Source organism: Pseudomonas fluvialis (genome assembly GCF_002835605.1).
In the GTDB taxonomy this organism is placed as follows: Bacteria; Pseudomonadota; Gammaproteobacteria; order Pseudomonadales; family Pseudomonadaceae; genus Aquipseudomonas; species Aquipseudomonas fluvialis.
In genome coordinates, this window is sequence record NZ_PIYS01000034.1 from 60,225 (window position 1) to 78,928 (window position 18,704).

An 18,704-nucleotide genomic window follows, 5' to 3' on the forward strand; every position below is an offset into this window, starting at 1 on the left:
GCGCCAGACGGCAGCGCAGAGGCTGTTCAGGCAGCCCTAAAACAAGAAACCTCCCAGGTTCGCTGGGAGGTTTCGCGGCGGTAGCTGCCTTTGCCCTTGGCCGGGCGTTCCTGTCGACAACGGAACAGTGGCTGGGCGACCAGGGATTTGGCCTGGTTGGTCTTGCGGGTTTTTTTCGCCATGGCGGGATCCTCTTGCCAATGCCCAGGGTGAGCGGGACAAGCATACGCCTGTTGTGCGATGTGGCTAGACCTTACAGGCGCAGTTTTTGTCCGGCCATCTGCAGACACAGGCTGGCCAGGCTCTGCCAGGCATCACCGGGCGCTTGGCCCTTGGCCTGGGCATCGATCTGCTGGGCCAGGCTTAGCAGGGGGCGCCAGTAATTGCCGGGGCTGCGTTGCAGCGCCTTGCTGTACAGCGGCTTGCGTTTGTCCCAGATCGGCGGGCGGGCGCTGGCAAAGGCTTTTTCCAAGCTGACGCCCTGCGCGTGCTGCTCGGCCAGGCTGGCCAGTTGGCGCAGTTCACGGACCAGCATGGCAAGGATGAACAGGGCTTCCACGCCTTCGCCGCGCAACCCCTGCAGCATGCGCAGGGCGTGCCCGGCCTGGCCGTTGAGCACGGCATCGGTGAGGCCGAAGACGTCAAAGCGTGCGCTGTCGGCAACGCTGGCCTGCACGGTGTCGACGTCCACCTGCTGGCCGTCGGCGAGCAGTTTGAGCTTTTCGATTTCCTGGGCGGCGGCCAGCAGGTTGCCTTCCACGCGGGCGCTGATCAGCTCCAGGGCTTCGGGGCTGGCGGCCAGGCCGGCCTGGGCCAGGCGCTGGCGAATCCAGCCGGGCAGCTGGCTGCTGTCCACCGGCCAGATTTGCAGGAACTGGCTGTGCGCGCCGTCGATCAGTGCCTTGGCCCATTTGCTTTTCTGTGTGCTGCCGTCGAGCTTGGGCAAGCTGATCAGCAGCAGGGTGTCTTCGGCGGGGCGTTGCAGGTAGTCGAGCAGGGCGCTGGCACCCTTGTCGCCGGGTTTGCCGTTGGCGATGCGCAGTTCGATCAGGCGCTTTTCGGCAAACAGCGACAGGCTGGCGCCCGCTTCGTAGAGCTGGCCCCAGTCGAAGCCGGCTTCGGCATGCAGCACCTGGCGCTCGCTGAAGCCCTGCTGGCGGGCCGCCTGGCGAATGGCGTCGCAGGCTTCCTGGCAGAGCAGGGGTTCATCGCCACTGACCACGTAGACCGGGGCGAGCGTGCCTTGCAGGTGTTTGCCCAGTTGCGCGGGGTTGAGTTTCATCGCGTAGCGGGCCGCTTGGCGCGGCCCGTCCCGTCAGCGCAGTTGCAGCGGCAGCGGCAGTTGCAGCGGCGACTGTTGCGGCGCGGTGGCCTCGGCTTCGGCCTTGCGGGCCGCTTCCAGGGCTTCCTGCTCGGCGCGCAGGCGCGCTTCGGCATCGGCTTGCAGCTGGTCAAGCTGCGCCGGGGTCAGGCGCTGCAGGCGCATGACCAGTTGCTGGACCAGTTCGGCGCGCATTTCGTCGCGCAGCTGGCTGGCTTCCTGGTCGGAGCCGATCAGGTTGCTGCCATCGTGCAGGTAGATTTTTTGTACGCTGGCTTGGTCTTCCAGCAACAGCAGGTTCTTGCTGCCGCGGATCTGGTAGTCGAGGGTGCGGTTGAGTTCGTATTCGGCGCTACGCACCGAACCGGTGTAGCTGGCGGTACGCTGTTTCTCTTCTTCGCGAACCAGCACCAGCTTGTAGGGGGCGCCGGCGTGCAGGCGCACGCCGTAGCCTTGTAGTTGCGCTTCGGTCAGGCGGGTGGTTTCGCCGTAGCTGTTGCGGGCATCCAGGGCCAGTTCCTTGAGTGCAAACTCGCCCGAGCCCACGCCGCGCAGCTGGAAGCCGCACGCGCCGAGCAGGGTGGCCAGGCCGATGACCAACAGATTCCGTTTCATCATGGTGTTTTCCCCTTGGGTACCCCGGCGCCGAGGCGCCGAGTGTGATCAGTTGGCGACGATATTGACCAGTTTGCCCGGCACCACGATGACCTTGCGGATGGTGGTGCCTTCGGTGAAGCGTTGTACGTTTTCGTTGGCGCGGGCGGCGGCTTCGACGTCCTCGCGGGAGGCCGAGGCCGGCACTTCGATCTGCCCACGCAGCTTGCCGTTGACCTGGATGACCAGGGTCAGGCTGTCCTGCACCAGAGCCGACTCGTCCACCTGCGGCCATTGTGCGTCGATGATTGCGCCGCTTTGGCCGAGTTGCTGCCACAGCTCGTGGCTGATGTGCGGGGTGATCGGTGCGAGCAACAGGGCTACGGTCTGCAGGCCTTCCTGGAGCAGCGCGCGGTCCTGCTCGGTGGCGGTGGCGGCTTTCTCCAGCACGTTCATCAGGGTCATCACCTGGGCGATGGCGGTGTTGAACTTGTGGTGCTGGCCTACATCATTGCTGGCCTGTTTGATCGCCAGGTGGATGGCGCGGCGCACGGCCTTCTGTTCGTCGCTCAGGCTGGCGATGTCCAGCGTCCCCGGCAGACCGGCGCTGACGTGGCTGTGCGCCAGGCGCCAGACGCGGCGCAGGAAGCGATTGGCACCTTCGACGCCGGCATCCGACCATTCGCAGCTCATGTCGGGCGGCGAGGCGAACATCATGAACAGGCGGCAGGTGTCGGCGCCGTAGGCATCGATCATGTCCTGCGGGTCGACGCCGTTGTTCTTCGACTTGGACATCTTCTCGGTGCCGCCGATTTCCACCGGCAGGCCGTCGCTCTTCAGGCGGGCGGAGGTCACCTTGCCCTTGGCGTCACGCTCGATTTCCACGTCGGCCGGGTTGAACCAGTCCTTGCCGCCGTTTTCCAGGGTACGGTAGTAGGTGTCGGCGACCACCATGCCCTGGGTCAGCAGGTTCTTGAACGGCTCGTTGGAGGTGACCAGGCCTTCGTCGCGCATCAGCTTGTGGAAGAAACGCGCATACAGCAGGTGCAGGATGGCGTGCTCGATGCCACCGATGTACTGGTCCACCGGCAGCCAGTGGTTGGCCGCCTGCGGGTCGACCATGCCGCCGGTGTACTGCGGCGAGGCATAGCGGGCGTAGTACCAGGAACTTTCCACGAAGGTGTCCATGGTGTCGGTTTCGCGCTTGGCGTCGGCACCGCACTTCGGGCAGCTGCACTGGTAGAACTCGGGCATCTTGGCCAGCGGGCTGCCGGCGCCGTCCGGCACCACGTCTTCGGGCAGGACCACCGGCAGCTGGTCTTCCGGCACCGGCACGTCGCCGCAGCTGTCGCAATGGATGATCGGAATCGGGCAGCCCCAGTAGCGCTGGCGGCTGATACCCCAGTCGCGCAGGCGGAACTGGGTTTTGCGCGCGCCGTGAGCGCTGGCCTCGAGGTCGGCAACGATGGCGTCGAAGGCGGCGCTGAAGTCCAGGCCGTCGTACTTGCCGGAATTGATGGTGGTCAGACCGGCCTTGTCGCCGTACCAGTCCTGCCAGGTGCTGGCGTCGTAGTCTTGATCCGCAGCGGCATAGACCTGCTTGATCGGCAGGGCGTACTTGTTGGCGAACTCGAAGTCGCGTTCGTCATGTGCCGGTACGGCCATCACCGCGCCTTCGCCGTAGCCCCACAGCACGTAGTTGGCGACGAATACCGGCAGCTTGTCGCCGGTCAGCGGATGGATGACGAACTGGCCGGTGGCCAGGCCCTTCTTCTCCATGGTGGCCATGTCGGCCTCGGCCACGGAGCCGGACTTGCACTCGGCGATAAAGGCCTGCAAGGCGGCGTTGTTCTCGGCGGCGCGCTGCGCCAGCGGGTGCTCGGCGGCCACGGCGACGTAGGTGGCGCCCATCAGGGTGTCGGGGCGGGTCGAGTAGACCTTCAGCTGGCCTTCGATACCGATGCTGGCAACATCGTAGTCGAACACAATGTCGGCACCGAAGCTCTTGCCGATCCAGTTGCGCTGCATGGTCTTGACCTGCTCGGGCCAGCCATCCAGTTCATCCAGGCTGCTCAGCAGCTCTTCGGCGTAAGCGGTGATCTTGAAGTAGTACATGGGGATTTCGCGCTTCTCGATCAGCGCGCCCGAACGCCAGCCACGGCCGTCGATGACCTGCTCGTTGGCCAGTACGGTCTGGTCCACCGGGTCCCAGTTCACCGTGCCGTTCTTGCGGTAGATGATCCCCTTCTCGAACAGGCGGGTGAACAGCCACTGCTCCCAGCGGTAGTAGTCCGGCTTGCAGGTGGTGACCTCGCGGGTCCAGTCGATCGCCAGGCCCAGCGATTTGAGCTGGGACTTCATATAGGCGATGTTCTCGTAGGTCCACTTGGCCGGTGCCACCTGATTCTTCATGGCGGCGTTTTCCGCCGGCATGCCGAAGGCGTCCCAGCCCATCGGCTGCAGTACGTTCTTGCCCTGCATGCGCTGGTAGCGGGCGATCACGTCACCGATGGTGTAGTTGCGCACGTGGCCCATGTGTAGCTTGCCGCTCGGGTAGGGGAACATCGACAGGCAATAGAAGGTGTCCTTGCCGGGCTGTTCGCTCACAACAAAGGAGTTTTGCGCATCCCAATGGGCTTGCGCGGCGGCTTCGATTTCACGGGGCGAGTACTGTTCGTGCATGGCTCTGGCGCTGAAGAATGAGGGCATTCGGGAAACGCCGTAGCATACATGAGCGCCGCAACGGGAGGGAAACCCAGATTGCCCAGGCGTGCCGGGGCAGCGCGCCGCTGGTCGCCGCAGGCCTGGCGAGGCACTGCTGCGGACTAAGCTGCACAGTAGGCCGGGCGTGCCGGCTGGCGGCGTAGCTGAGGGCAGTAGCATGGCTGAGTGGCGGCTGACGCAGGCGAGAGACGGGGTGTACGAGCGCTTGTTGCAGCGTCTGGCGCTGGCGCTGGAGCGTGCCGAGCAGAACCTGCAGCTTTCCCCTGGGGACGAGGCTGAACTGGAGTTGACCGGCCTGAGCCCCTCGGAAACCGAACTGATCCGTGCCTACCTGCGCCGCGACCTGCATTGGTTGCGCGGCTGGCATGCTGCCGCCGAGGAGCTGGCGCAACTGGAGCGTCAGCAGTTGCCGCCTTTGCCGGGGCGTCGGCCTGCCGCGCCTCTGGACGGGCGAGGGCAGCTGTGCTGTGCGCTGTGTGGCGCCGTGCTGCCTGAGGCCCGCACGGCGATGCAGGCCTGCGCGCAATGTGGCTCGACGTTGTTTCGTTTGCAGCGAGTGCCGGCCGGATACTAGGCTGCCCGCTTGTCTCGTTGCCGTGCCGGATAACCGATGGAACTGCGTTACCTGCTGAAGCAGGGCCTGCTGCCACCAGGCCTGCTGTTGTGGATGATCCTCCTGGGCTGGTGCCTGCGCCGGCGTTATCCGCGTTTGGCGCGTGCTGCGTTGCTGGGCGGGCTGCTCGGTCTGTGGCTGATGAGCCTGCCGTTGGTGGTGCAACAGACCGCACGCTGGCTGGAAAATCAGCCGCCACTCAGTACGGCGCAACAGGCCGACCTGGCCAGCCAGGGCGAGGTGATCGTGGTGCTCGGTGCCGGGCGCGAGCGGGCGGATCCGGGCTGGGGAACCGATCAGCCGAGCCTGTTGGCCGTCGAGCGGCTGCGTTATGCGGCGCGTCTGGCCGCGCAGAGTGGCTTGCCGCTGCTCACCTCGGGCGGCCTGCACTATGGCCAGCCGCCCAGCGAGGCAGCGCTGATGGCTGAAGTGCTGGCGCGGGACTTTGCCCAGCCGGCGCGCTGGCAGGAGGGGCAGAGCCTCACCACTTGGGAGAACGCCGTCGCGACGGCGCAGTTGTTGCGTGCCGAGGGGATCCAGCGTGTGGTGCTGGTCACTCAGGCCTGGCATATGCCACGTGCGCGCTGGTGTTTTGAACAGCAGGGCTTGCAGGTGGTCGCGGCGCCCATGGGCTTTCTCGGTCAGGCGCATGGCCGGCCTTTCGCCGGCCTGTTGCCGGAGAGCCGGGCCTTGTGGCACAGCGGGCTGCTGCTCAATGAAGTGCTGGGCCGGCTCAGCTATCCCTGGCTGTATGCCGGCCCAGCGACCCCTCAGGCGCTGGCGTCGAGCACCACGCGGTAGCGAGCCTTGCCGCTGCGCAGGTGCGCGATGGCCTCGTTGACCCGGCTCATCGGGAAATGCTCGACCTGCGGGAGGATCTGGTGCCGGGCACAGAACTCCAGCATGCGTGCCATGTTCGCCGGAGAACCGACCGGCGATCCGGACAGGGTCTTCTGCTGGGGAATCAGACTGAACACGTGAACCGGGATGGCACTGGGCGCGATACCGACGAAATGCAGGCGCCCTTTGGCGGCCAGGGTGGCCAGCAGGGCGTTCCAGTCCAGGTCGGCGCTGGCGGTGACCAGCAGGAAGTCCAGGCTGCCGGCAATTGCCTGTAGGGCTGCGCTGTCGGTGGAGGCCACCACCCGGTGCGCGCCCAGACGCTGGGCTTCTTCACGCTTGCTGAGTGACGAGGTGAAGGCGGTGACCTCGCAGCCCCAGGCGTTGAGGAAGCGCAGGGCCAGGTGGCCCAGCCCGCCAATGCCCACCACGCCCACCCGGTCGGTCGGTTTCACCGCGCATTCCAGCAGCGGGCTGAATACCGTGGAGCCAGCGCAGAACAGCGGGCCGACCAGTGCCGGGTCGAGCGTGTCCGGCAGCGGAATGGCCCAGGCCCAGTGACTGCGCAGCCGATCGGCAAAGCCGCCGTGGCTGCCGACGATGGTCGGTTTGGCCGTGTTGCACAGCTGGTGTGCGCCCTCCATGCACGATCCGCAGTGCATGCAGCTGCCCTTGTACCAGCCGATGCCCACGCGCTGCCCGGCGTGCAGGCCGCGCACCTGCTCGCCCACGCGGATGATGCGCCCGACTACTTCATGCCCGGGGATGAAGGGATAGCGACTGAGTCCCCATTCGTTGTCGATCATCGACTGATCGGAGTGGCAGATGCCGCAGTACTCGACGGCGACTTCCACCTCTTCCTGGTCCAGCGGGCCGGGCGCGTAGCTGAAGGGTTGCAGGGGTGCGCCGGGTGCGGTGGCGGCCCAGCCGGTAATGGTGTCGGCGGAACTCATGAGCAGGCTCTCCTGTTGACGGTAGGCACTTAGCATAGCGGCCAGCCCGCAGGGCGCAGCAAGCGAATAAGTGTTGCTGATGGTTGGCCTGCGGGCGGCGGCATGGGGCGGTGAGTCGGGTAAACTGGCGGTTTTTACCGACTTGTGGAGCGCCCATGCCCCGTCCTCCTCGTCCTGCATCGCCGCGTCGCGCCGCTGCCCTGCCGGCCCGCCGGGTGGCCAAACCGCCACCGGCCGAACCGCGGCTGATCCTGCTGAACAAGCCTTTCGACGTGCTGACCCAGTTCCAGGATGCGCAGGGGCGCGCCACGCTCAAGGACTTCGTCGATATTCCCGGAGTCTATCCGGCCGGGCGTCTGGATCGTGACAGCGAAGGTTTGCTGCTGCTGACCAACGATGGGCGCCTGCAGGCGCGCATTGCCGACCCGCGCCATAAGCTGGCCAAGACCTACTGGGTGCAGGTGGAGGGCATGCCGAGCGAGGCGCAGCTGCAGCAGCTGCGTAGCGGGGTGACGCTCAACGACGGGCCGACCCTGCCGGCCGAAGTACGCTGTCTGGATGAGCCGGCGCTGTGGGCGCGCCACCCGCCGGTGCGCTTTCGCAAGAGCGTGCCGACGGCCTGGCTGGAACTGGTGATTCGCGAGGGACGCAATCGTCAGGTACGGCGCATGACCGCGGCGGTAGGACTGCCCACCCTGCGTCTGGTGCGCGTGGCCATCGGTCCCTGGCGGGTCGATGGCCTGCAGCCGGGCGAGTGGCGCGAGGTGCCGGTCAGTAGCCTGCGCTGATCACCGCGATGCCTTTGTTGAGCACCTCGCGCCAGGCCTCCCGGGTGTTTACGCAGCATTGTGGGTCATGTTCGCCGATGGTGCGCAGCAGGGCTTCGCGCCACAGTTCATAGAGCTCCGGGCGGATGTCGAAGCCGTGCCGTGAGTGGCTGGCGCCCAGTGCGCGCAGCTTGGTATCGGGCATGCCGCGGGCGTGCATGACCAGGTTGAGAATACCCTGGCGGAGCAACTGCTTCTGCGCCGGCATGTCGGTGTTGGCGAACTTGGCGCGAATCTCCGGCGAGCTGTCGAGGAAGTGGCGATAGAAGCTGTCGAAGAAGGCTGGGTTGGCGCAGCAGCGGCCATAGCTCTGCATAACGCGATCGGTGGGTTTCATGGGTACTCCACAATGGAACGACCAGGCAGCGCTCGGTGGAGTGCTACCTGAGGGGATAGATCAGAATCAGTGGCGTTGCGCGTGGTACAGGCTGACCTGACGGAATTCCTGAGGCTCGGCGAGGTCCGGCCAGGTGCAGGCCTCCAGCATGTGCAGGCGCTGATAGCGCGGATGCTGGAAGTCCTTGACCCGGGAGTCGGCGACCAGCGCCTGCTTGCCGCGACTGAGGAAGTGGTCGAGCAGCGGCAGGTTGGCGCGGTCGTAGAGCACGTCGGCGACCAGGATCAGGTCGAAACGATCGGCTTCGGCGAAGAAGTCCGCCGAGTAGCCCAGGCTCACCCCGTTCAGTGCGGCATTTTCCCGGCAGGCCTGCAGCGCCAGGGGATCCAGGTCGCAGGCCACCACTTCGGCCGCCCCGGCCCTGGCGGCGGCAATCGCCGCGACCCCGGAGCCGGCGCCAAAATCCAGTACGCGCTTGCCCTGTACCCAGTGCGGTTGTTCGACCAGCCAGCGTGCCATGGCCAGGCCGCTGGCCCAGCAGAAGCACCAGTAGGGCGGTTCCTCGAGAATGCGCCGGGTTTCCTCGGGGCTGAAGGCACGGTCCATGTTCTGCGCATCGATCAACCACAGCGTCAGGTCGGTGCCGGGCAGGCGCTCGGCCACCAGGCTGGCATCGCCGAGTAACTGGCGCAGCGGTTGGAGCAGGGCGGGCGGGGCGGACATGGCAACGTCTTCACGGTGAAACGGGGGCGCCTATATAGCGCAAAGGCGCCGGCTTGTCAGGTGCCGGCAATCTGCCGGCTGTCGTCACGGGTAGGCTTTCGCTACCATGCAGGCTGACTTTTTCTGACGGGCCTCTCCATCATGCATTGCCCTTTTTGCAACGCCAACGACACCAAAGTGATCGATTCGCGGCTGGTCGCCGAGGGTGGCCAGGTGCGCCGGCGCCGCGAGTGCCTGGCCTGCGGCGAGCGTTTTACCACTTTCGAAACCGCCGAACTGGTTATGCCACGGCTGATCAAGCAGGACGGCAGTCGCCAGCCGTTCGACGAGGACAAGCTGCGTGCCGGCATGCAGCGGGCCCTGGAGAAGCGCCCGGTGAGTGTTGAGCGTCTGGAAGAAGCGATTGCCCGCATCAAGCAGAAGCTGCGTGCCACCGGCGAGCGCGAGGTGAAGTCGCTGGTGGTCGGTGAGCTGGTCATGAGCGAGCTGCATCAGCTCGACGAGATTGCCTACATTCGTTTCGCCTCGGTGTACCGGCGTTTCCAGGATCTCAACGAGTTTCGCGAGGAAATCGAGCGCCTGTCCCGCGAGCCGGGGCGCGCATGAGCGAGCTGCCCGGTGACACGCAGTACATGGCGCGGGCCCTGCAGCTGGCGCGTCAGGGGCTGTACTCGACCCATCCCAATCCGCGCGTCGGCTGCCTGATCGTTGCGGCGGACGGTCGGGTGGTCGGCGAAGGCTGGCACGTGCGCGCCGGCGAGCCGCATGCCGAGGTGCATGCCCTGCGCCAGGCGGCGGAGGCGGCGCGTGGGGCTACCGCCTATGTGACGCTGGAACCGTGCAGCCACTTCGGACGTACTCCGCCCTGTGCCGATGCGCTGGTGCAGGCGGGCCTGCGCAGAGTGGTGGTGGCCATGCAGGACCCTAACCCGCAGGTGGCCGGGCGTGGCCTGCAGCGCCTGCGTGACGCCGCTATCGAGGTGCATTGCGGCGTGCTGGCAGAGGAGGCGCGTGAGCTTAACCGGGGGTTCTGCAAGCGCATGGAAACGGGGCTGCCATGGGTCTGCGCCAAGCTGGCGATGAGCCTGGATGGGCGCACCGCGATGGCCAGCGGGGAAAGCCAGTGGATCACCGGGCCGGCGGCGCGCAGCGCGGTGCAGCGCCTGCGCGCACGCAGCAGCGCGGTGCTGACCGGTGCCGACAGCGTGTTGCAGGACGGCACCCGGCTCACCGTGCGGGCTGCCGAGCTGGGGCTGGAGCCGGCACAGGCGGCGCTGGCCCTGGCGCGCCCGCCGCGGCGGATTCTCCTCGACGGCCGCTGCCGGGTGCCGTTGCAGGCGCCATTCTTCCAGGCAGGCAGCGCGCTGGTGGTGGCGGCGCAGGGGGATGTGGCGCGCTATGCCGAGGCCGGCCATGAGTTGTGGCTATTACCCGGCGAAGCGGGGCAGGTCGATCTGCTGCAGTTGTTGCGACGGCTGGCCGAACAGGGCGTCAATGAGCTGCTGGTGGAGAGCGGGGCGCGTCTGGTCGGTGCCCTGGCACGTCAGGGGCTGATCGATGAATACCAGATCTTCATGGCCGCCAAGCTGCTCGGCAGCTCGGCCCGGCCGCTGCTCGACTGGCCGCTGGACAGCATGCAGCAGGCCGCGGAGCTGGATATCCGGCAGATACGCGCCTGTGGCAATGACTGGCGAATCGTCGCCCGGCCGCGGCCGGCGCATGCAGGCGCCTCGACAATGTGATAAAACGCACGCCTGCCGGGCGCATGGGTGCCTGGCAGGCAAGTTCTCAGGGCGGGGTGCAAGTCCCCACCGGCGGTAATGGCGCGATGCCTAGCCCGCGAGCGCCTGGCAGCGAAGGCTGTCAGGGTCAGCAGAACCGGTGAGATTCCGGTGCCGACGGTGATAGTCCGGATAAAGAGAGAACGGGATCGCTGCATGTCCTGCGGGGCCTGTTGTGCATTCCCTTCAATCGGCAGTGCCCTGTTTTAACCAAAACAGGAGAGCGACCATGCATGACAAACTGCGCCGGGAGGTTTCATGTTTACCGGCATAATCGAAGCGATAGGCACCATTCGCAGCCTGACCCCCAAGGGCGGTGATGTGCGCGTCCAGGTGGCCACCGGCAAACTCGATCTGGGCGACGTCAAGCTCGGCGACAGCATTGCCGTCAACGGCATCTGCCTGACTGCCGTGGAGTTGCCCGGTGACGGCTTCTGTGCCGATGTCAGCCGGGAAACCCTGCAGCGCACGGCCTTTGTCGACCTCAAGGCAGGCACCCGGGTCAATCTGGAAAAGGCCCTGACGCCGACCAGCCGCCTCGGTGGCCATCTGGTCAGCGGCCATGTGGATGGCGTGGGTGAAGTCATCGCGCGTTCCGACAATGCCCGCGCCGTGCAGTTTCGCCTGCGCGCACCGCGCGAACTGGCCAAGTACATTGCCCTCAAGGGCTCGATCACCGTGGATGGCACCAGCCTGACCGTCAACGCGGTGCACGGTGCCGAGTTCGAGCTGACCATCGTTCCGCATACCCTGGAGCAGACCATCATGGTCGACTACCAGGCCGGGCGGCGGGTCAACCTGGAGGTCGATCTGCTGGCGCGCTACCTCGAACGCCTGTTGCAGGGCGATCAGGCGGCTGAACCGGCAGGCGCCGGGATCAGCGAAAGTTTTCTGGCCGAACACGGCTATCTGAATCGATAAAGGATTGCCTCATGGCTCTGAATAGCGCTGCCGAACTGATCGAAGACATCCGCGCCGGCAAGATGGTCATCCTCATGGATGACGAGGACCGCGAGAACGAAGGCGACATCATCATCGCCTCGGAATGCGTAACCGCCGAGCACATCAATTTCATGGCCAAGCACGCGCGTGGCCTGATTTGCATGCCGATGACCCGCGAGCGCTGCGAGCTGCTCAAGCTGCCGCTGATGGCGCCGCGCAATGGCTCCGGATTCGGCACCAAGTTCACCGTATCCATCGAAGCCGCCGAGGGCGTGACCACCGGGATTTCCGCGGCTGACCGCGCGCGCACCGTACAGGCGGCCGTGGCGCGCACCGCCAAGGCCGATGACATCGTCAGCCCCGGGCATATCTTCCCGCTGATGGCCCAGGCCGGCGGCGTGCTGGCACGGGCCGGGCATACCGAGGCGGCCTGCGACCTGGCGCGCCTGGCCGGTTTCGAGCCGTCCGGGGTGATCTGCGAGATCATGAACGATGACGGCAGCATGGCGCGCCGCCCCGAACTGGAGGTGTTCGCCGCCGAGCATGGCCTGAAGATCGGCACCATTGCCGACCTGATCCACCATCGGCTGATCCACGAACGCACCATGCAGCGGGTCAGTGAGCAATGGCTGGACAGCGAACTGGGCCGTTTCAACCTGGTCACCTATCGCGATGCGGTGGAAGGTGACGTGCACCTGGCGCTGACCCTGGGGCAAATCAGCCCCGAGCAGCCGACGCTGGTGCGTGTGCACAACATGGACCCGCTGCGCGACCTGCTGCTGGTCAAGCAGGAGGGTCGCTGGAGCCTGCGCGCGGCCATGGCCGAAGTGGCCCGGGCAGGGAGCGGCGTGGTGCTGCTGCTGGGCAACCCGCTGGGTGGCCAGGAACTGCTGGCGCACCTGGATCGCCAGCTGGGTCAGGAAGGCAAACCGGCCGCCAGCCCGGCTACCTACAGTACGGTAGGGGCGGGTTCGCAGATTCTCCGTGACCTCGGGGTGCGCAAGATGCGCCTGATGAGTTCGCCGATGAAGTTCAATGCGATATCCGGTTTCGACCTGGAAGTAGTAGAATACCTGCCCGCTGAATGAACGATCGGGCCGTGCGAGCGTTGCGCACGGCCTGTCACTTCGTTCTACATTGATATCCACGGGATGCCGCAGGGCATCCCGGCTCTTTATACCGATCGAGACTCGCCCATGACCCTGAAGACCATCGAAGGTACCTTCATCGCCCCGCAAGGCAAATACGCCCTGGTGGTTGGCCGCTTCAACAGCTTCGTCGTCGAGAGCCTGGTCAGTGGTGCCGTCGACGCCCTGGTCCGCCACGGCGTGCAGGAAAGCGACATCACTATCATCCGCGCGCCGGGTGCCTTCGAGATCCCGCTGGTCACCCAGAAAGTCGCCCAGCGCGGCGAGTATGCGGCGATCATTGCCCTTGGCGCGGTGATTCGTGGCGGTACGCCGCACTTTGAATACGTCGCCGGCGAGTGCACCAAGGGCCTGGCCCAGGTGTCCATGGAATACGGCGTGCCGGTAGCCTTCGGTGTGCTGACCGTCGACTCCATCGAGCAGGCCATCGAGCGCTCCGGCACCAAGGCCGGTAACAAAGGCGCCGAAGCCGCCCTGTCCGCTCTGGAAATGGTCAGCCTGCTGGCGGCCCTGGAGGCCAAGTGAGCCTGAATCACGACGACAGCCAGGACGCGCCGCAACCCAAGGCCAAGGGCAAGATCGCCCAGCGCCGCGTGGCGCGTGGCCTGGCCATGCAGGCGCTGTACCAGTGGCACATGGCCGGGCAATCGCTGAACGAGATCGAAGCGCAGTTCCGCGTCGACAACGATTTTTCGGCGGTCGACGGTGCGTACTTCCACGAACTGCTGCACGGCGTGCCCAGCCACAAGAGCGAACTGGACGGCCACATCGAGCCGTTGCTGGATCGCCCGCTGGCTGATCTCGATCCGGTGGAGCTGGCCATCCTGCGCCTGTCGGCCTACGAGCTGCTGCGCCGCGTGGATGTGCCGTATCGCGTGGTGATCAACGAAGGCATCGAGCTGGCCAAGGTGTACGGCGCCACCGACGGACACAAGTTCGTCAATGGTGTGCTGGACAAGCTGGCGCCGCGCCTGCGTGCCGCCGAAGTGCGTGGCGCGCAGCGCTGAGGCGCAGGTGCCACGTCGGCTGGCGAGGTAGTCAGGGTGGGTGAGTTCGAGCTGATCCGCCGCTATTTCGCCAGCGCCGCCTGCGCAGCGGGCCAGCCCGGCGTGGTGCTGGGCATTGGCGATGACTGCGCACTGCTGCAGCTGGCGGCAGACGAGCAGCTGGCGATTTCCACCGACACCCTGGTCGCCGGGGTGCATTTCCCACAACCCTGTTCTGCCGAGCTGCTCGGCCAGCGCGCGCTAGCCGTAGCGGCCAGCGATCTGGCTGGCATGGGCGCCTCGCCGTTGGGCTTCACCCTGGCGCTGACCTTGCCGCAGGCCGATGCGCCGTGGCTGCAGGGTTTTGCGGACGGCTTGCAGCAGATGGCTGCGGCGTGTGGCCTCAGTCTGATTGGCGGGGACACCACGCGTGGCCCGCTGAGCCTGACGGTGACGGTATTCGGCCGCCTGCCCGCCGGGCAGGCGCTGACCCGTGGTGCCGCCCAAGAGGGTGACCTGCTGTGCGTGGGCGGTGAGCTGGGTGCGGCCTGTGCGGCCCTGGAACTGTTGTTGCACGGTCGCGAGGCCCCTGCGACGCAGCGTGACGCCCTGCTGCAGGCCTTCTGGTCACCCATGCCGCAGTTGTCGCTGGGTGAGTACCTGCGTGGCCGGGCGAGCGCTGCCCTGGATATTTCTGATGGTTTGCTGGCCGATTGCGGGCACATTGCCCAGGCCTCGGGCGTGGCTTTGCAGATCGAGCAGGCCGCCGTGCCGCTAAGCGCGGCGGCTGAAGCCTTGCTCGGTCACACCGCGGCCCAGCGCTGTGCGCTGAGCGGTGGCGACGATTACCGTCTGGCCTTTACCTTGCCTGCCGAGCACTGGCCCGCCTTGTCCGTGGCGTTCCCGGCAGTACGCCGGATCGGTCGGGTGGTGGCGGGTGCGGGTGTGCAATTGCTTGACGAGCAGGGTTGCCCGCTGCCGCTGCCGGGTAGCGGTTATCAACATTTTGGAGCAGTACATGGCTGATCAGCCGCATCCGCGCGTGCCGTCTTCGGTATGGCGTAACCCCTGGCATTTCCTGGCGTTTGGCCTGGGCTCGGGCACCTTGCCGAAGGCACCAGGCACCTGGGGCAGCCTGCTCGGTCTGGCCGCCGTGCCGCTGTTGCAGTGGCTGCCGCTGTGGGGCTACGCCGGCGTGCTACTGGCCGCCAGTCTGCTGGGTATCTGGCTGTGTGGCCGGGTGGCTGATGATCTGGGCGTGCATGATCACGAAGGGATTGTCTGGGATGAGTTCGTCGGCATCTGGCTGACCCTGTTCCTTGCCCCCCCCGGTTGGCTATGGTTGTGTGTGGGCTTTGTGCTGTTTCGCTTCTTCGACATCCTCAAACCTTGGCCGATCGGCTGGGCTGACCGGCATGTCGAGGGCGGCCTGGGCATCATGCTGGATGATTTGCTGGCGGGGCTGCTGGCCTTCGCCTGTCTGCAGTTGCTGGTGTATCTCGTCGTCTAAATCGGGCATCTCAGGGGTGCGCGAGAAGACGGCGCAGTCATGGGGGTAGCGTGCATGCGCGGCTTGCTGGGTTGGATACTGCTGGTGTGCAGTGCGCTGGTCTCGGCGCAGCCTGCCCCGCCGGGCGAGGTGCGCCTGGTCAGCGAGGTATGGCCTGGACATACCGAGGCCGACGGCAGTGGCCTGGCCTGGGACATCATGCGCGCGGTCTTCGAGCCGGCAGGCCTGCGCGTGGTCGTGCACTCTGAGCCTTACATGCGTTCCATCGGCCTGGTGTTGCGCGGTCGTGCCGATGCCTGGATCGGTTCCTATGCCGGCGAGATCGCCGAGGCTCACTATCCTCAGCAAGCCTACGATGCCGACCCGATCGTTGCCCTGGGTTTGGCCAGCCTGTCGGCACCGAGCCGGGACACTATTGGCCAGCGCCGACTGATTTGGGTGCGCGGCTATGACTACCAGCATCGCCTGCCCAATGTGCAGCACTTCCAGGAGATCCGCATGCGTACCGGCATTTTGCAGATGCTTGAGCGCGGCTATGCGGATTTTTATGTGGACGCGCTCAGCGAGGTGGAGGCGGTACTGGCCGAAAGCTCCCGAGCCCAACGCTACCAAGTGGTTCCGTTGCTTATGTTGCCGCTCTATCCCGGTTTCCAAGACAGTCCGCGTGGGCGCGAGTTGGCAGAACTGTATGACCGGCGGCTGCTGGAACTGCGTGCCGATGGTAGTCTGCGCGCATTGTTTGCCAAGTGGGGACAACCCTACCGGTTGGCGATGCCATAGGGAGGCGCATCCATGTTCTGTCGTTCACTGATCACCGTGCTGGCCTGCATGCTGGCCTGGCCGGCGCTGGCGGCCAGCCAGGTGCTGGTAGTCGGCTTGTTTCCCGGCGCTGCGGTGCTCAATGTCGATGGCCAGCGCAAGCTGGTGCGGGTTGGGCAGAGTGGACCGGGTGGCGTACAGGTGGTCAGTGCGGACAGCAAAGGCGCGGTGCTACGCGTCGCGGGGGTCGAGCGTCACTACAGCCTGAGTCGTGAATATGCGCCGGGCGGCTTTTCTGCGGCCCCGGAGAAACAGCGCCTGAGCATCGCGCGCGGGCTGGGCGGGCATTACTGGATTGCCGGTTCGATCAATGGCCAGACCGTACAGTTCATGGTCGATACCGGGGCTACGGCGGTAGCCATGAACGAGGGGCAGGCGCAGCGCCTGGGCATCGACTACCGGGTGGTTGGCCAGCCCATGGTGGTCAGCACGGCCAGTGGCACGGCGAATGCCTGGCGGGTGAAATTCGACCGGGTGAAGATCGGTAGCCTGGAAGTGCTCGGTGTGGACGGTGTGGTGGTGCAGGGCAGTGCGCCGACTGAAGTATTGCTGGGTATGAGCTTCCTTAGCCGGGTCAGTTGGCGCGAGGAGCAGGGCATGCTGGTGCTTGAGTCGAAGTTCTGACGGCTACCGCCGGTTTACCTGAGTGTCGCGCTGGGCGTTTCTTGCTCAACCGTGGCAAGGGTGGTGTTACAATTCGCGCCCTGTTGCCTTGCCTGGAGCTCTCTGGTGTCTGTCGTCTTTGTTGCCGCCGCGCAGCTGCCTACACCCTTTGCCATCTTTACCATGCACGGTTTCCGCGATGAGACCAGCGGCAAGGAGCACGTTGCCCTGACCCTCGGCGATGTAGCCGACGGCCAGCCCGTGCTGGGCCGCCTGCATTCGGAATGCCTGACTGGCGACGCCCTGTTCAGCCTGCGCTGCGATTGCGGTGCGCAGCTGGAGGCCGCCTTGCGCGCGATCGCTGCCGAGGGGCGTGGCGTGCTGCTGTATCTGCGCCAGGAAGGCCGTGGTATCGGTCTGCTGAACAAGATCCGCGCCTACGAGTTGCAGGATGGCGGCGCGGATACCGTCGAGGCCAACGAGCGCCTGGGGTTCGCCGCCGATCAGCGCGACTATGCGATTTGCCAGCCGATGCTCGACCACCTGGGGATCAGCGCCATTCGCCTGATGACCAATAACCCGCGCAAGGTCAACGCCCTGCAGGGTTTTGGTGTGCGGGTCGCCGAGCGGGTACCGCTGCAGGTGGGCGAGAACCTGCACAACAAGCTGTACCTGGCCACCAAGGCCGGCAAGCTTGGCCATATGCTGGGCCTGCAGCATCAGGGGGAAATCGAGTGACACGCGGCGAGGTCAGGCGTCGTCTGGCCCTGCAGTGGTGGCGCCTGCTGGGCCTGGCCCTGGCGCCGCTGTTTCTCGCCAACCTGCTGTTCGGTGCGGCGCCGGCCTGGCTGTTGGTGCTGCAAATGCCCCTGTTCATCGCCGCGCTGGCCAGCCTGTTCGTCAGCCTGCCGCTGTTTCGTGCCTACAAGCATGCGTTGATCGCCACCGGGCAGGCGCTGGACAGTGAGGCCGAGCCCGCCGCCTGGCAACAGTTGATCCACTGCCGGCGCCGTGCCCTGCAGGCAGCCGGCTTGCCGGCCTGGGTCGGCGCGCTGGCAGTATTCAGTGGCCTGCATGCGGTGCCGCTGACCCTGCTGGCGCTGGCCAGTCTGGTGCTGTTCTACCTGTACCGCATTCCCGCGCAGCTGGCCTGATGCGCGCCTGCCTGCTGCTCGCTGCGCTGTTGCTGGTCTGGCCGCTGCAGGCTGCCGAGCGGGTGGTCAGCCTGGCTCCCTCGTTGACTGACATCATGCTCGAACTGGGCGCGGCGGAGCGTCTGGTCGGTGTACTGGACGGTGGCGAGCGCCCGGCGCAACTGGCACACCTGCCTTCCCTGGGACGTCTTGGCCAGCTTGAACTGGAAACCCTGGTCAGCCTGCGCCCCGACCTGGTGTTGTTGTGGCCGGACAGTATTGGCCCGGCGCAACGCCAGCAGCTGCAGCGGCTGGGGATTCCCGTGCATGTCGGTGAACCGCGCCGCTTGCATGAGCTGGCCGAGGAGTTCGTGCTGATCGGCCAGGCGGTGGGCTATGCGCAGCAGGGCGCAGCGCTGTCGCAGCGCTTTCGCGAGGGCGTTGCACGGCTGCGCCAGCACTATGCCGGACGTCCGCCGGTGCGGGTGTTCTACCAGATCTGGCACCAGCCGCTGTATACCATCGGAGGCCGGCAAATCATCAGCGATGCCATCGCCCTGTGTGGCGGGCAGAACGTATTTGCCGACCTTGAGTTGCCCGCGCCGCAGGTGGGGCTGGAGGCGATCATCGCGCGTGATCCGCAACTGATCATCGCCGGCAGCAATGCCGAGCTGGGCATCTGGCAGGCCTGGCCGCAACTCAGCGCGGTGCGCCACCAGCAGCTCTGGCCGGTGCCCAGCAAGCGCCTGGAGCGGCCCAGCTTCCAGATGCTGGCAGCTACCGAACAGTTGTGTGAGCTGATTGACCGGGCGCGTTGAGGTCGCGAATACAAACGCCCCAGCGGGTGGGG

At 66.0% G+C, this 18,704-nt stretch carries 23 protein-coding genes and 1 riboswitch; of the genes, 16 read left to right on the plus strand and 7 right to left on the minus strand.

Features of this window, described 5'->3' with window-relative positions:
* Positions 1 to 26 precede the first annotated feature (26 nt).
* From arfA to leuS, 4 genes are all read right to left on the minus strand, one after another.
* Positions 27 to 182: an alternative ribosome rescue factor ArfA gene (arfA, locus tag CW360_RS16510; protein WP_093985603.1), complete on the minus strand. Its 156-nt coding sequence runs from the start codon at positions 180 to 182 to the stop codon at positions 27 to 29.
* Between the two features lie 71 nt (positions 183 to 253).
* Positions 254 to 1,282 carry a DNA polymerase III subunit delta gene (gene holA, locus CW360_RS16515; RefSeq protein ID WP_101194435.1) on the minus strand — a complete coding sequence of 343 codons (1,029 nt, stop codon included), beginning with the start codon at positions 1,280 to 1,282 and terminating at the stop codon, positions 254 to 256.
* 33 nt (positions 1,283 to 1,315) lie between these two features.
* A complete protein-coding gene (locus tag CW360_RS16520; protein ID WP_101194436.1) occupies positions 1,316 to 1,939 on the minus strand; it encodes an LPS-assembly lipoprotein LptE in 624 nt (207 codons plus the stop codon).
* Between the two features lie 45 nt (positions 1,940 to 1,984).
* On the minus strand, positions 1,985 to 4,597 hold the full coding sequence (gene leuS / locus CW360_RS16525; protein ID WP_101194437.1) for a leucine--tRNA ligase: 2,613 nt from the start codon (positions 4,595 to 4,597) through the stop codon (positions 1,985 to 1,987).
* Positions 4,598 to 4,796: 199 nt separating this feature from the next.
* Between leuS and CW360_RS16530 the strand changes: the two genes are divergently transcribed.
* Both CW360_RS16530 and CW360_RS16535 read left to right on the plus strand, forming a co-directional pair.
* Positions 4,797 to 5,213: a hypothetical protein gene (locus tag CW360_RS16530; protein ID WP_093985599.1), complete on the plus strand. Its 417-nt coding sequence runs from the start codon at positions 4,797 to 4,799 to the stop codon at positions 5,211 to 5,213.
* A gap of 36 nt (positions 5,214 to 5,249) precedes the next feature.
* On the plus strand, positions 5,250 to 6,053 hold the full coding sequence (locus tag CW360_RS16535; RefSeq protein WP_101194438.1) for a YdcF family protein: 804 nt from the start codon (positions 5,250 to 5,252) through the stop codon (positions 6,051 to 6,053).
* Here CW360_RS16535 and ahr read toward each other — a convergent pair.
* Positions 6,023 to 7,045, minus strand: a complete 1,023-nt coding sequence (ahr, locus tag CW360_RS16540; protein WP_101194439.1) for an NADPH-dependent aldehyde reductase Ahr — start codon at positions 7,043 to 7,045, stop codon at positions 6,023 to 6,025. The two genes, CW360_RS16535 and ahr, sit on opposite strands and share 31 nt — an antisense overlap.
* 215 nt (positions 7,046 to 7,260) lie before the next feature.
* On the opposite strand from ahr, the gene CW360_RS16545 reads away from it, so the two are divergent.
* On the plus strand, positions 7,261 to 7,833 hold the full coding sequence (locus tag CW360_RS16545; RefSeq protein WP_170307412.1) for a pseudouridine synthase: 573 nt from the start codon (positions 7,261 to 7,263) through the stop codon (positions 7,831 to 7,833).
* Here the strand turns inward: CW360_RS16545 and CW360_RS16550 are convergent.
* Together CW360_RS16550 and CW360_RS16555 are read right to left on the minus strand one after the other, a co-directional pair.
* Positions 7,817 to 8,209: a globin gene (locus tag CW360_RS16550; protein ID WP_093985596.1), complete on the minus strand. Its 393-nt coding sequence runs from the start codon at positions 8,207 to 8,209 to the stop codon at positions 7,817 to 7,819. The genes CW360_RS16545 and CW360_RS16550 overlap by 17 nt on opposite strands.
* A 66-nt stretch (positions 8,210 to 8,275) precedes the next feature.
* Entirely contained in the window at positions 8,276 to 8,932 is a 657-nt protein-coding gene (locus tag CW360_RS16555; RefSeq protein WP_101194441.1) for a class I SAM-dependent methyltransferase, read from the minus strand.
* Positions 8,933 to 9,073: 141 nt separating this feature from the next.
* Here CW360_RS16555 and nrdR point away from each other — a divergent pair, with 141 nt between their 5' ends.
* From nrdR to CW360_RS16620, 13 genes are all read left to right on the plus strand, one after another.
* The gene (gene nrdR / locus CW360_RS16560) at positions 9,074 to 9,538 is read left to right on the plus strand and encodes a transcriptional regulator NrdR (RefSeq protein ID WP_093985594.1); all 465 of its coding nucleotides are present in this window, start codon (positions 9,074 to 9,076) and stop codon (positions 9,536 to 9,538) included.
* Complete coding sequence (gene ribD, locus CW360_RS16565; protein ID WP_093985593.1) at positions 9,535 to 10,674, plus strand: bifunctional diaminohydroxyphosphoribosylaminopyrimidine deaminase/5-amino-6-(5-phosphoribosylamino)uracil reductase RibD; 1,140 nt, start codon at positions 9,535 to 9,537, stop codon at positions 10,672 to 10,674. Before nrdR ends, ribD begins: the two co-directional genes overlap by 4 nt.
* Before the next feature lie 38 nt (positions 10,675 to 10,712).
* A riboswitch (FMN riboswitch) is annotated at positions 10,713 to 10,862 on the plus strand.
* A 109-nt stretch (positions 10,863 to 10,971) separates the two neighbouring features.
* Positions 10,972 to 11,634, plus strand: coding sequence for a riboflavin synthase (locus CW360_RS16570; protein ID WP_101194442.1), 663 nt, complete (start codon positions 10,972 to 10,974; stop codon positions 11,632 to 11,634).
* A gap of 11 nt (positions 11,635 to 11,645) precedes the next feature.
* A complete protein-coding gene (gene ribBA, locus CW360_RS16575; protein ID WP_101194443.1) occupies positions 11,646 to 12,743 on the plus strand; it encodes a bifunctional 3,4-dihydroxy-2-butanone-4-phosphate synthase/GTP cyclohydrolase II in 1,098 nt (365 codons plus the stop codon).
* Between the two features lie 108 nt (positions 12,744 to 12,851).
* Positions 12,852 to 13,328 (plus strand): 6,7-dimethyl-8-ribityllumazine synthase, encoded by a 477-nt coding sequence (gene ribH, locus CW360_RS16580; RefSeq protein WP_093985590.1) that lies wholly within the window; start codon positions 12,852 to 12,854, stop codon positions 13,326 to 13,328.
* A gap of 2 nt (positions 13,329 to 13,330) precedes the next feature.
* Positions 13,331 to 13,810 carry a transcription antitermination factor NusB gene (gene nusB / locus CW360_RS16585; RefSeq protein ID WP_229727225.1) on the plus strand — a complete coding sequence of 160 codons (480 nt, stop codon included), beginning with the start codon at positions 13,331 to 13,333 and terminating at the stop codon, positions 13,808 to 13,810.
* 36 nt (positions 13,811 to 13,846) lie between these two features.
* Positions 13,847 to 14,815, plus strand: a complete 969-nt coding sequence (thiL, locus tag CW360_RS16590) for a thiamine-phosphate kinase (RefSeq protein WP_101194444.1) — start codon at positions 13,847 to 13,849, stop codon at positions 14,813 to 14,815.
* Positions 14,808 to 15,299 carry a phosphatidylglycerophosphatase A family protein gene (locus tag CW360_RS16595; protein WP_101194445.1) on the plus strand — a complete coding sequence of 164 codons (492 nt, stop codon included), beginning with the start codon at positions 14,808 to 14,810 and terminating at the stop codon, positions 15,297 to 15,299. Before thiL ends, CW360_RS16595 begins: the two co-directional genes overlap by 8 nt.
* A 54-nt stretch (positions 15,300 to 15,353) precedes the next feature.
* Positions 15,354 to 16,079, plus strand: a complete 726-nt coding sequence (locus CW360_RS16600) for a substrate-binding periplasmic protein (protein ID WP_101194446.1) — start codon at positions 15,354 to 15,356, stop codon at positions 16,077 to 16,079.
* A 12-nt stretch (positions 16,080 to 16,091) separates the two neighbouring features.
* Positions 16,092 to 16,742 carry a TIGR02281 family clan AA aspartic protease gene (locus CW360_RS16605; RefSeq protein ID WP_101194447.1) on the plus strand — a complete coding sequence of 217 codons (651 nt, stop codon included), beginning with the start codon at positions 16,092 to 16,094 and terminating at the stop codon, positions 16,740 to 16,742.
* A gap of 105 nt (positions 16,743 to 16,847) precedes the next feature.
* Positions 16,848 to 17,459 carry a GTP cyclohydrolase II gene (gene ribA / locus CW360_RS16610; protein WP_093985584.1) on the plus strand — a complete coding sequence of 204 codons (612 nt, stop codon included), beginning with the start codon at positions 16,848 to 16,850 and terminating at the stop codon, positions 17,457 to 17,459.
* Positions 17,456 to 17,875 carry an MFS transporter gene (locus CW360_RS16615; protein WP_101194448.1) on the plus strand — a complete coding sequence of 140 codons (420 nt, stop codon included), beginning with the start codon at positions 17,456 to 17,458 and terminating at the stop codon, positions 17,873 to 17,875. The genes ribA and CW360_RS16615 overlap by 4 nt, the downstream gene beginning before the upstream one ends.
* Positions 17,875 to 18,672: a cobalamin-binding protein gene (locus CW360_RS16620; RefSeq protein WP_101194449.1), complete on the plus strand. Its 798-nt coding sequence runs from the start codon at positions 17,875 to 17,877 to the stop codon at positions 18,670 to 18,672. Before CW360_RS16615 ends, CW360_RS16620 begins: the two co-directional genes overlap by 1 nt.
* Positions 18,673 to 18,704 lie beyond the last annotated feature (32 nt).

What these genes read in the sequence shown, in the direction of transcription:
- CW360_RS16520 (WP_101194436.1), bottom strand. Translation starts at nt 1,939, where the DNA reads ATGATGAAACGGAATCTGTTGGTCATCGGCCTGGCCACCCTGCTCGGC.
- ribD (WP_093985593.1), top strand. Translation starts at nt 9,535, where the DNA reads ATGAGCGAGCTGCCCGGTGACACGCAGTACATGGCGCGGGCCCTGCAG.
- nrdR (WP_093985594.1), top strand. Translation starts at nt 9,074, where the DNA reads ATGCATTGCCCTTTTTGCAACGCCAACGACACCAAAGTGATCGATTCG.
- CW360_RS16600 (WP_101194446.1), top strand. Translation starts at nt 15,354, where the DNA reads ATGCGCGGCTTGCTGGGTTGGATACTGCTGGTGTGCAGTGCGCTGGTC.
- CW360_RS16550 (WP_093985596.1), bottom strand. Translation starts at nt 8,209, where the DNA reads ATGAAACCCACCGATCGCGTTATGCAGAGCTATGGCCGCTGCTGCGCC.
- leuS (WP_101194437.1), bottom strand. Translation starts at nt 4,597, where the DNA reads ATGCACGAACAGTACTCGCCCCGTGAAATCGAAGCCGCCGCGCAAGCC.
- holA (WP_101194435.1), bottom strand. Translation starts at nt 1,282, where the DNA reads ATGAAACTCAACCCCGCGCAACTGGGCAAACACCTGCAAGGCACGCTC.
- CW360_RS16535 (WP_101194438.1), top strand. Translation starts at nt 5,250, where the DNA reads ATGGAACTGCGTTACCTGCTGAAGCAGGGCCTGCTGCCACCAGGCCTG.
- CW360_RS16620 (WP_101194449.1), top strand. Translation starts at nt 17,875, where the DNA reads ATGCGCGCCTGCCTGCTGCTCGCTGCGCTGTTGCTGGTCTGGCCGCTG.
- CW360_RS16555 (WP_101194441.1), bottom strand. Translation starts at nt 8,932, where the DNA reads ATGTCCGCCCCGCCCGCCCTGCTCCAACCGCTGCGCCAGTTACTCGGC.
- ahr (WP_101194439.1), bottom strand. Translation starts at nt 7,045, where the DNA reads ATGAGTTCCGCCGACACCATTACCGGCTGGGCCGCCACCGCACCCGGC.
- arfA (WP_093985603.1), bottom strand. Translation starts at nt 182, where the DNA reads ATGGCGAAAAAAACCCGCAAGACCAACCAGGCCAAATCCCTGGTCGCC.
- CW360_RS16595 (WP_101194445.1), top strand. Translation starts at nt 14,808, where the DNA reads ATGGCTGATCAGCCGCATCCGCGCGTGCCGTCTTCGGTATGGCGTAAC.
- CW360_RS16530 (WP_093985599.1), top strand. Translation starts at nt 4,797, where the DNA reads ATGGCTGAGTGGCGGCTGACGCAGGCGAGAGACGGGGTGTACGAGCGC.
- CW360_RS16570 (WP_101194442.1), top strand. Translation starts at nt 10,972, where the DNA reads ATGTTTACCGGCATAATCGAAGCGATAGGCACCATTCGCAGCCTGACC.
- ribH (WP_093985590.1), top strand. Translation starts at nt 12,852, where the DNA reads ATGACCCTGAAGACCATCGAAGGTACCTTCATCGCCCCGCAAGGCAAA.
- CW360_RS16605 (WP_101194447.1), top strand. Translation starts at nt 16,092, where the DNA reads ATGTTCTGTCGTTCACTGATCACCGTGCTGGCCTGCATGCTGGCCTGG.
- ribBA (WP_101194443.1), top strand. Translation starts at nt 11,646, where the DNA reads ATGGCTCTGAATAGCGCTGCCGAACTGATCGAAGACATCCGCGCCGGC.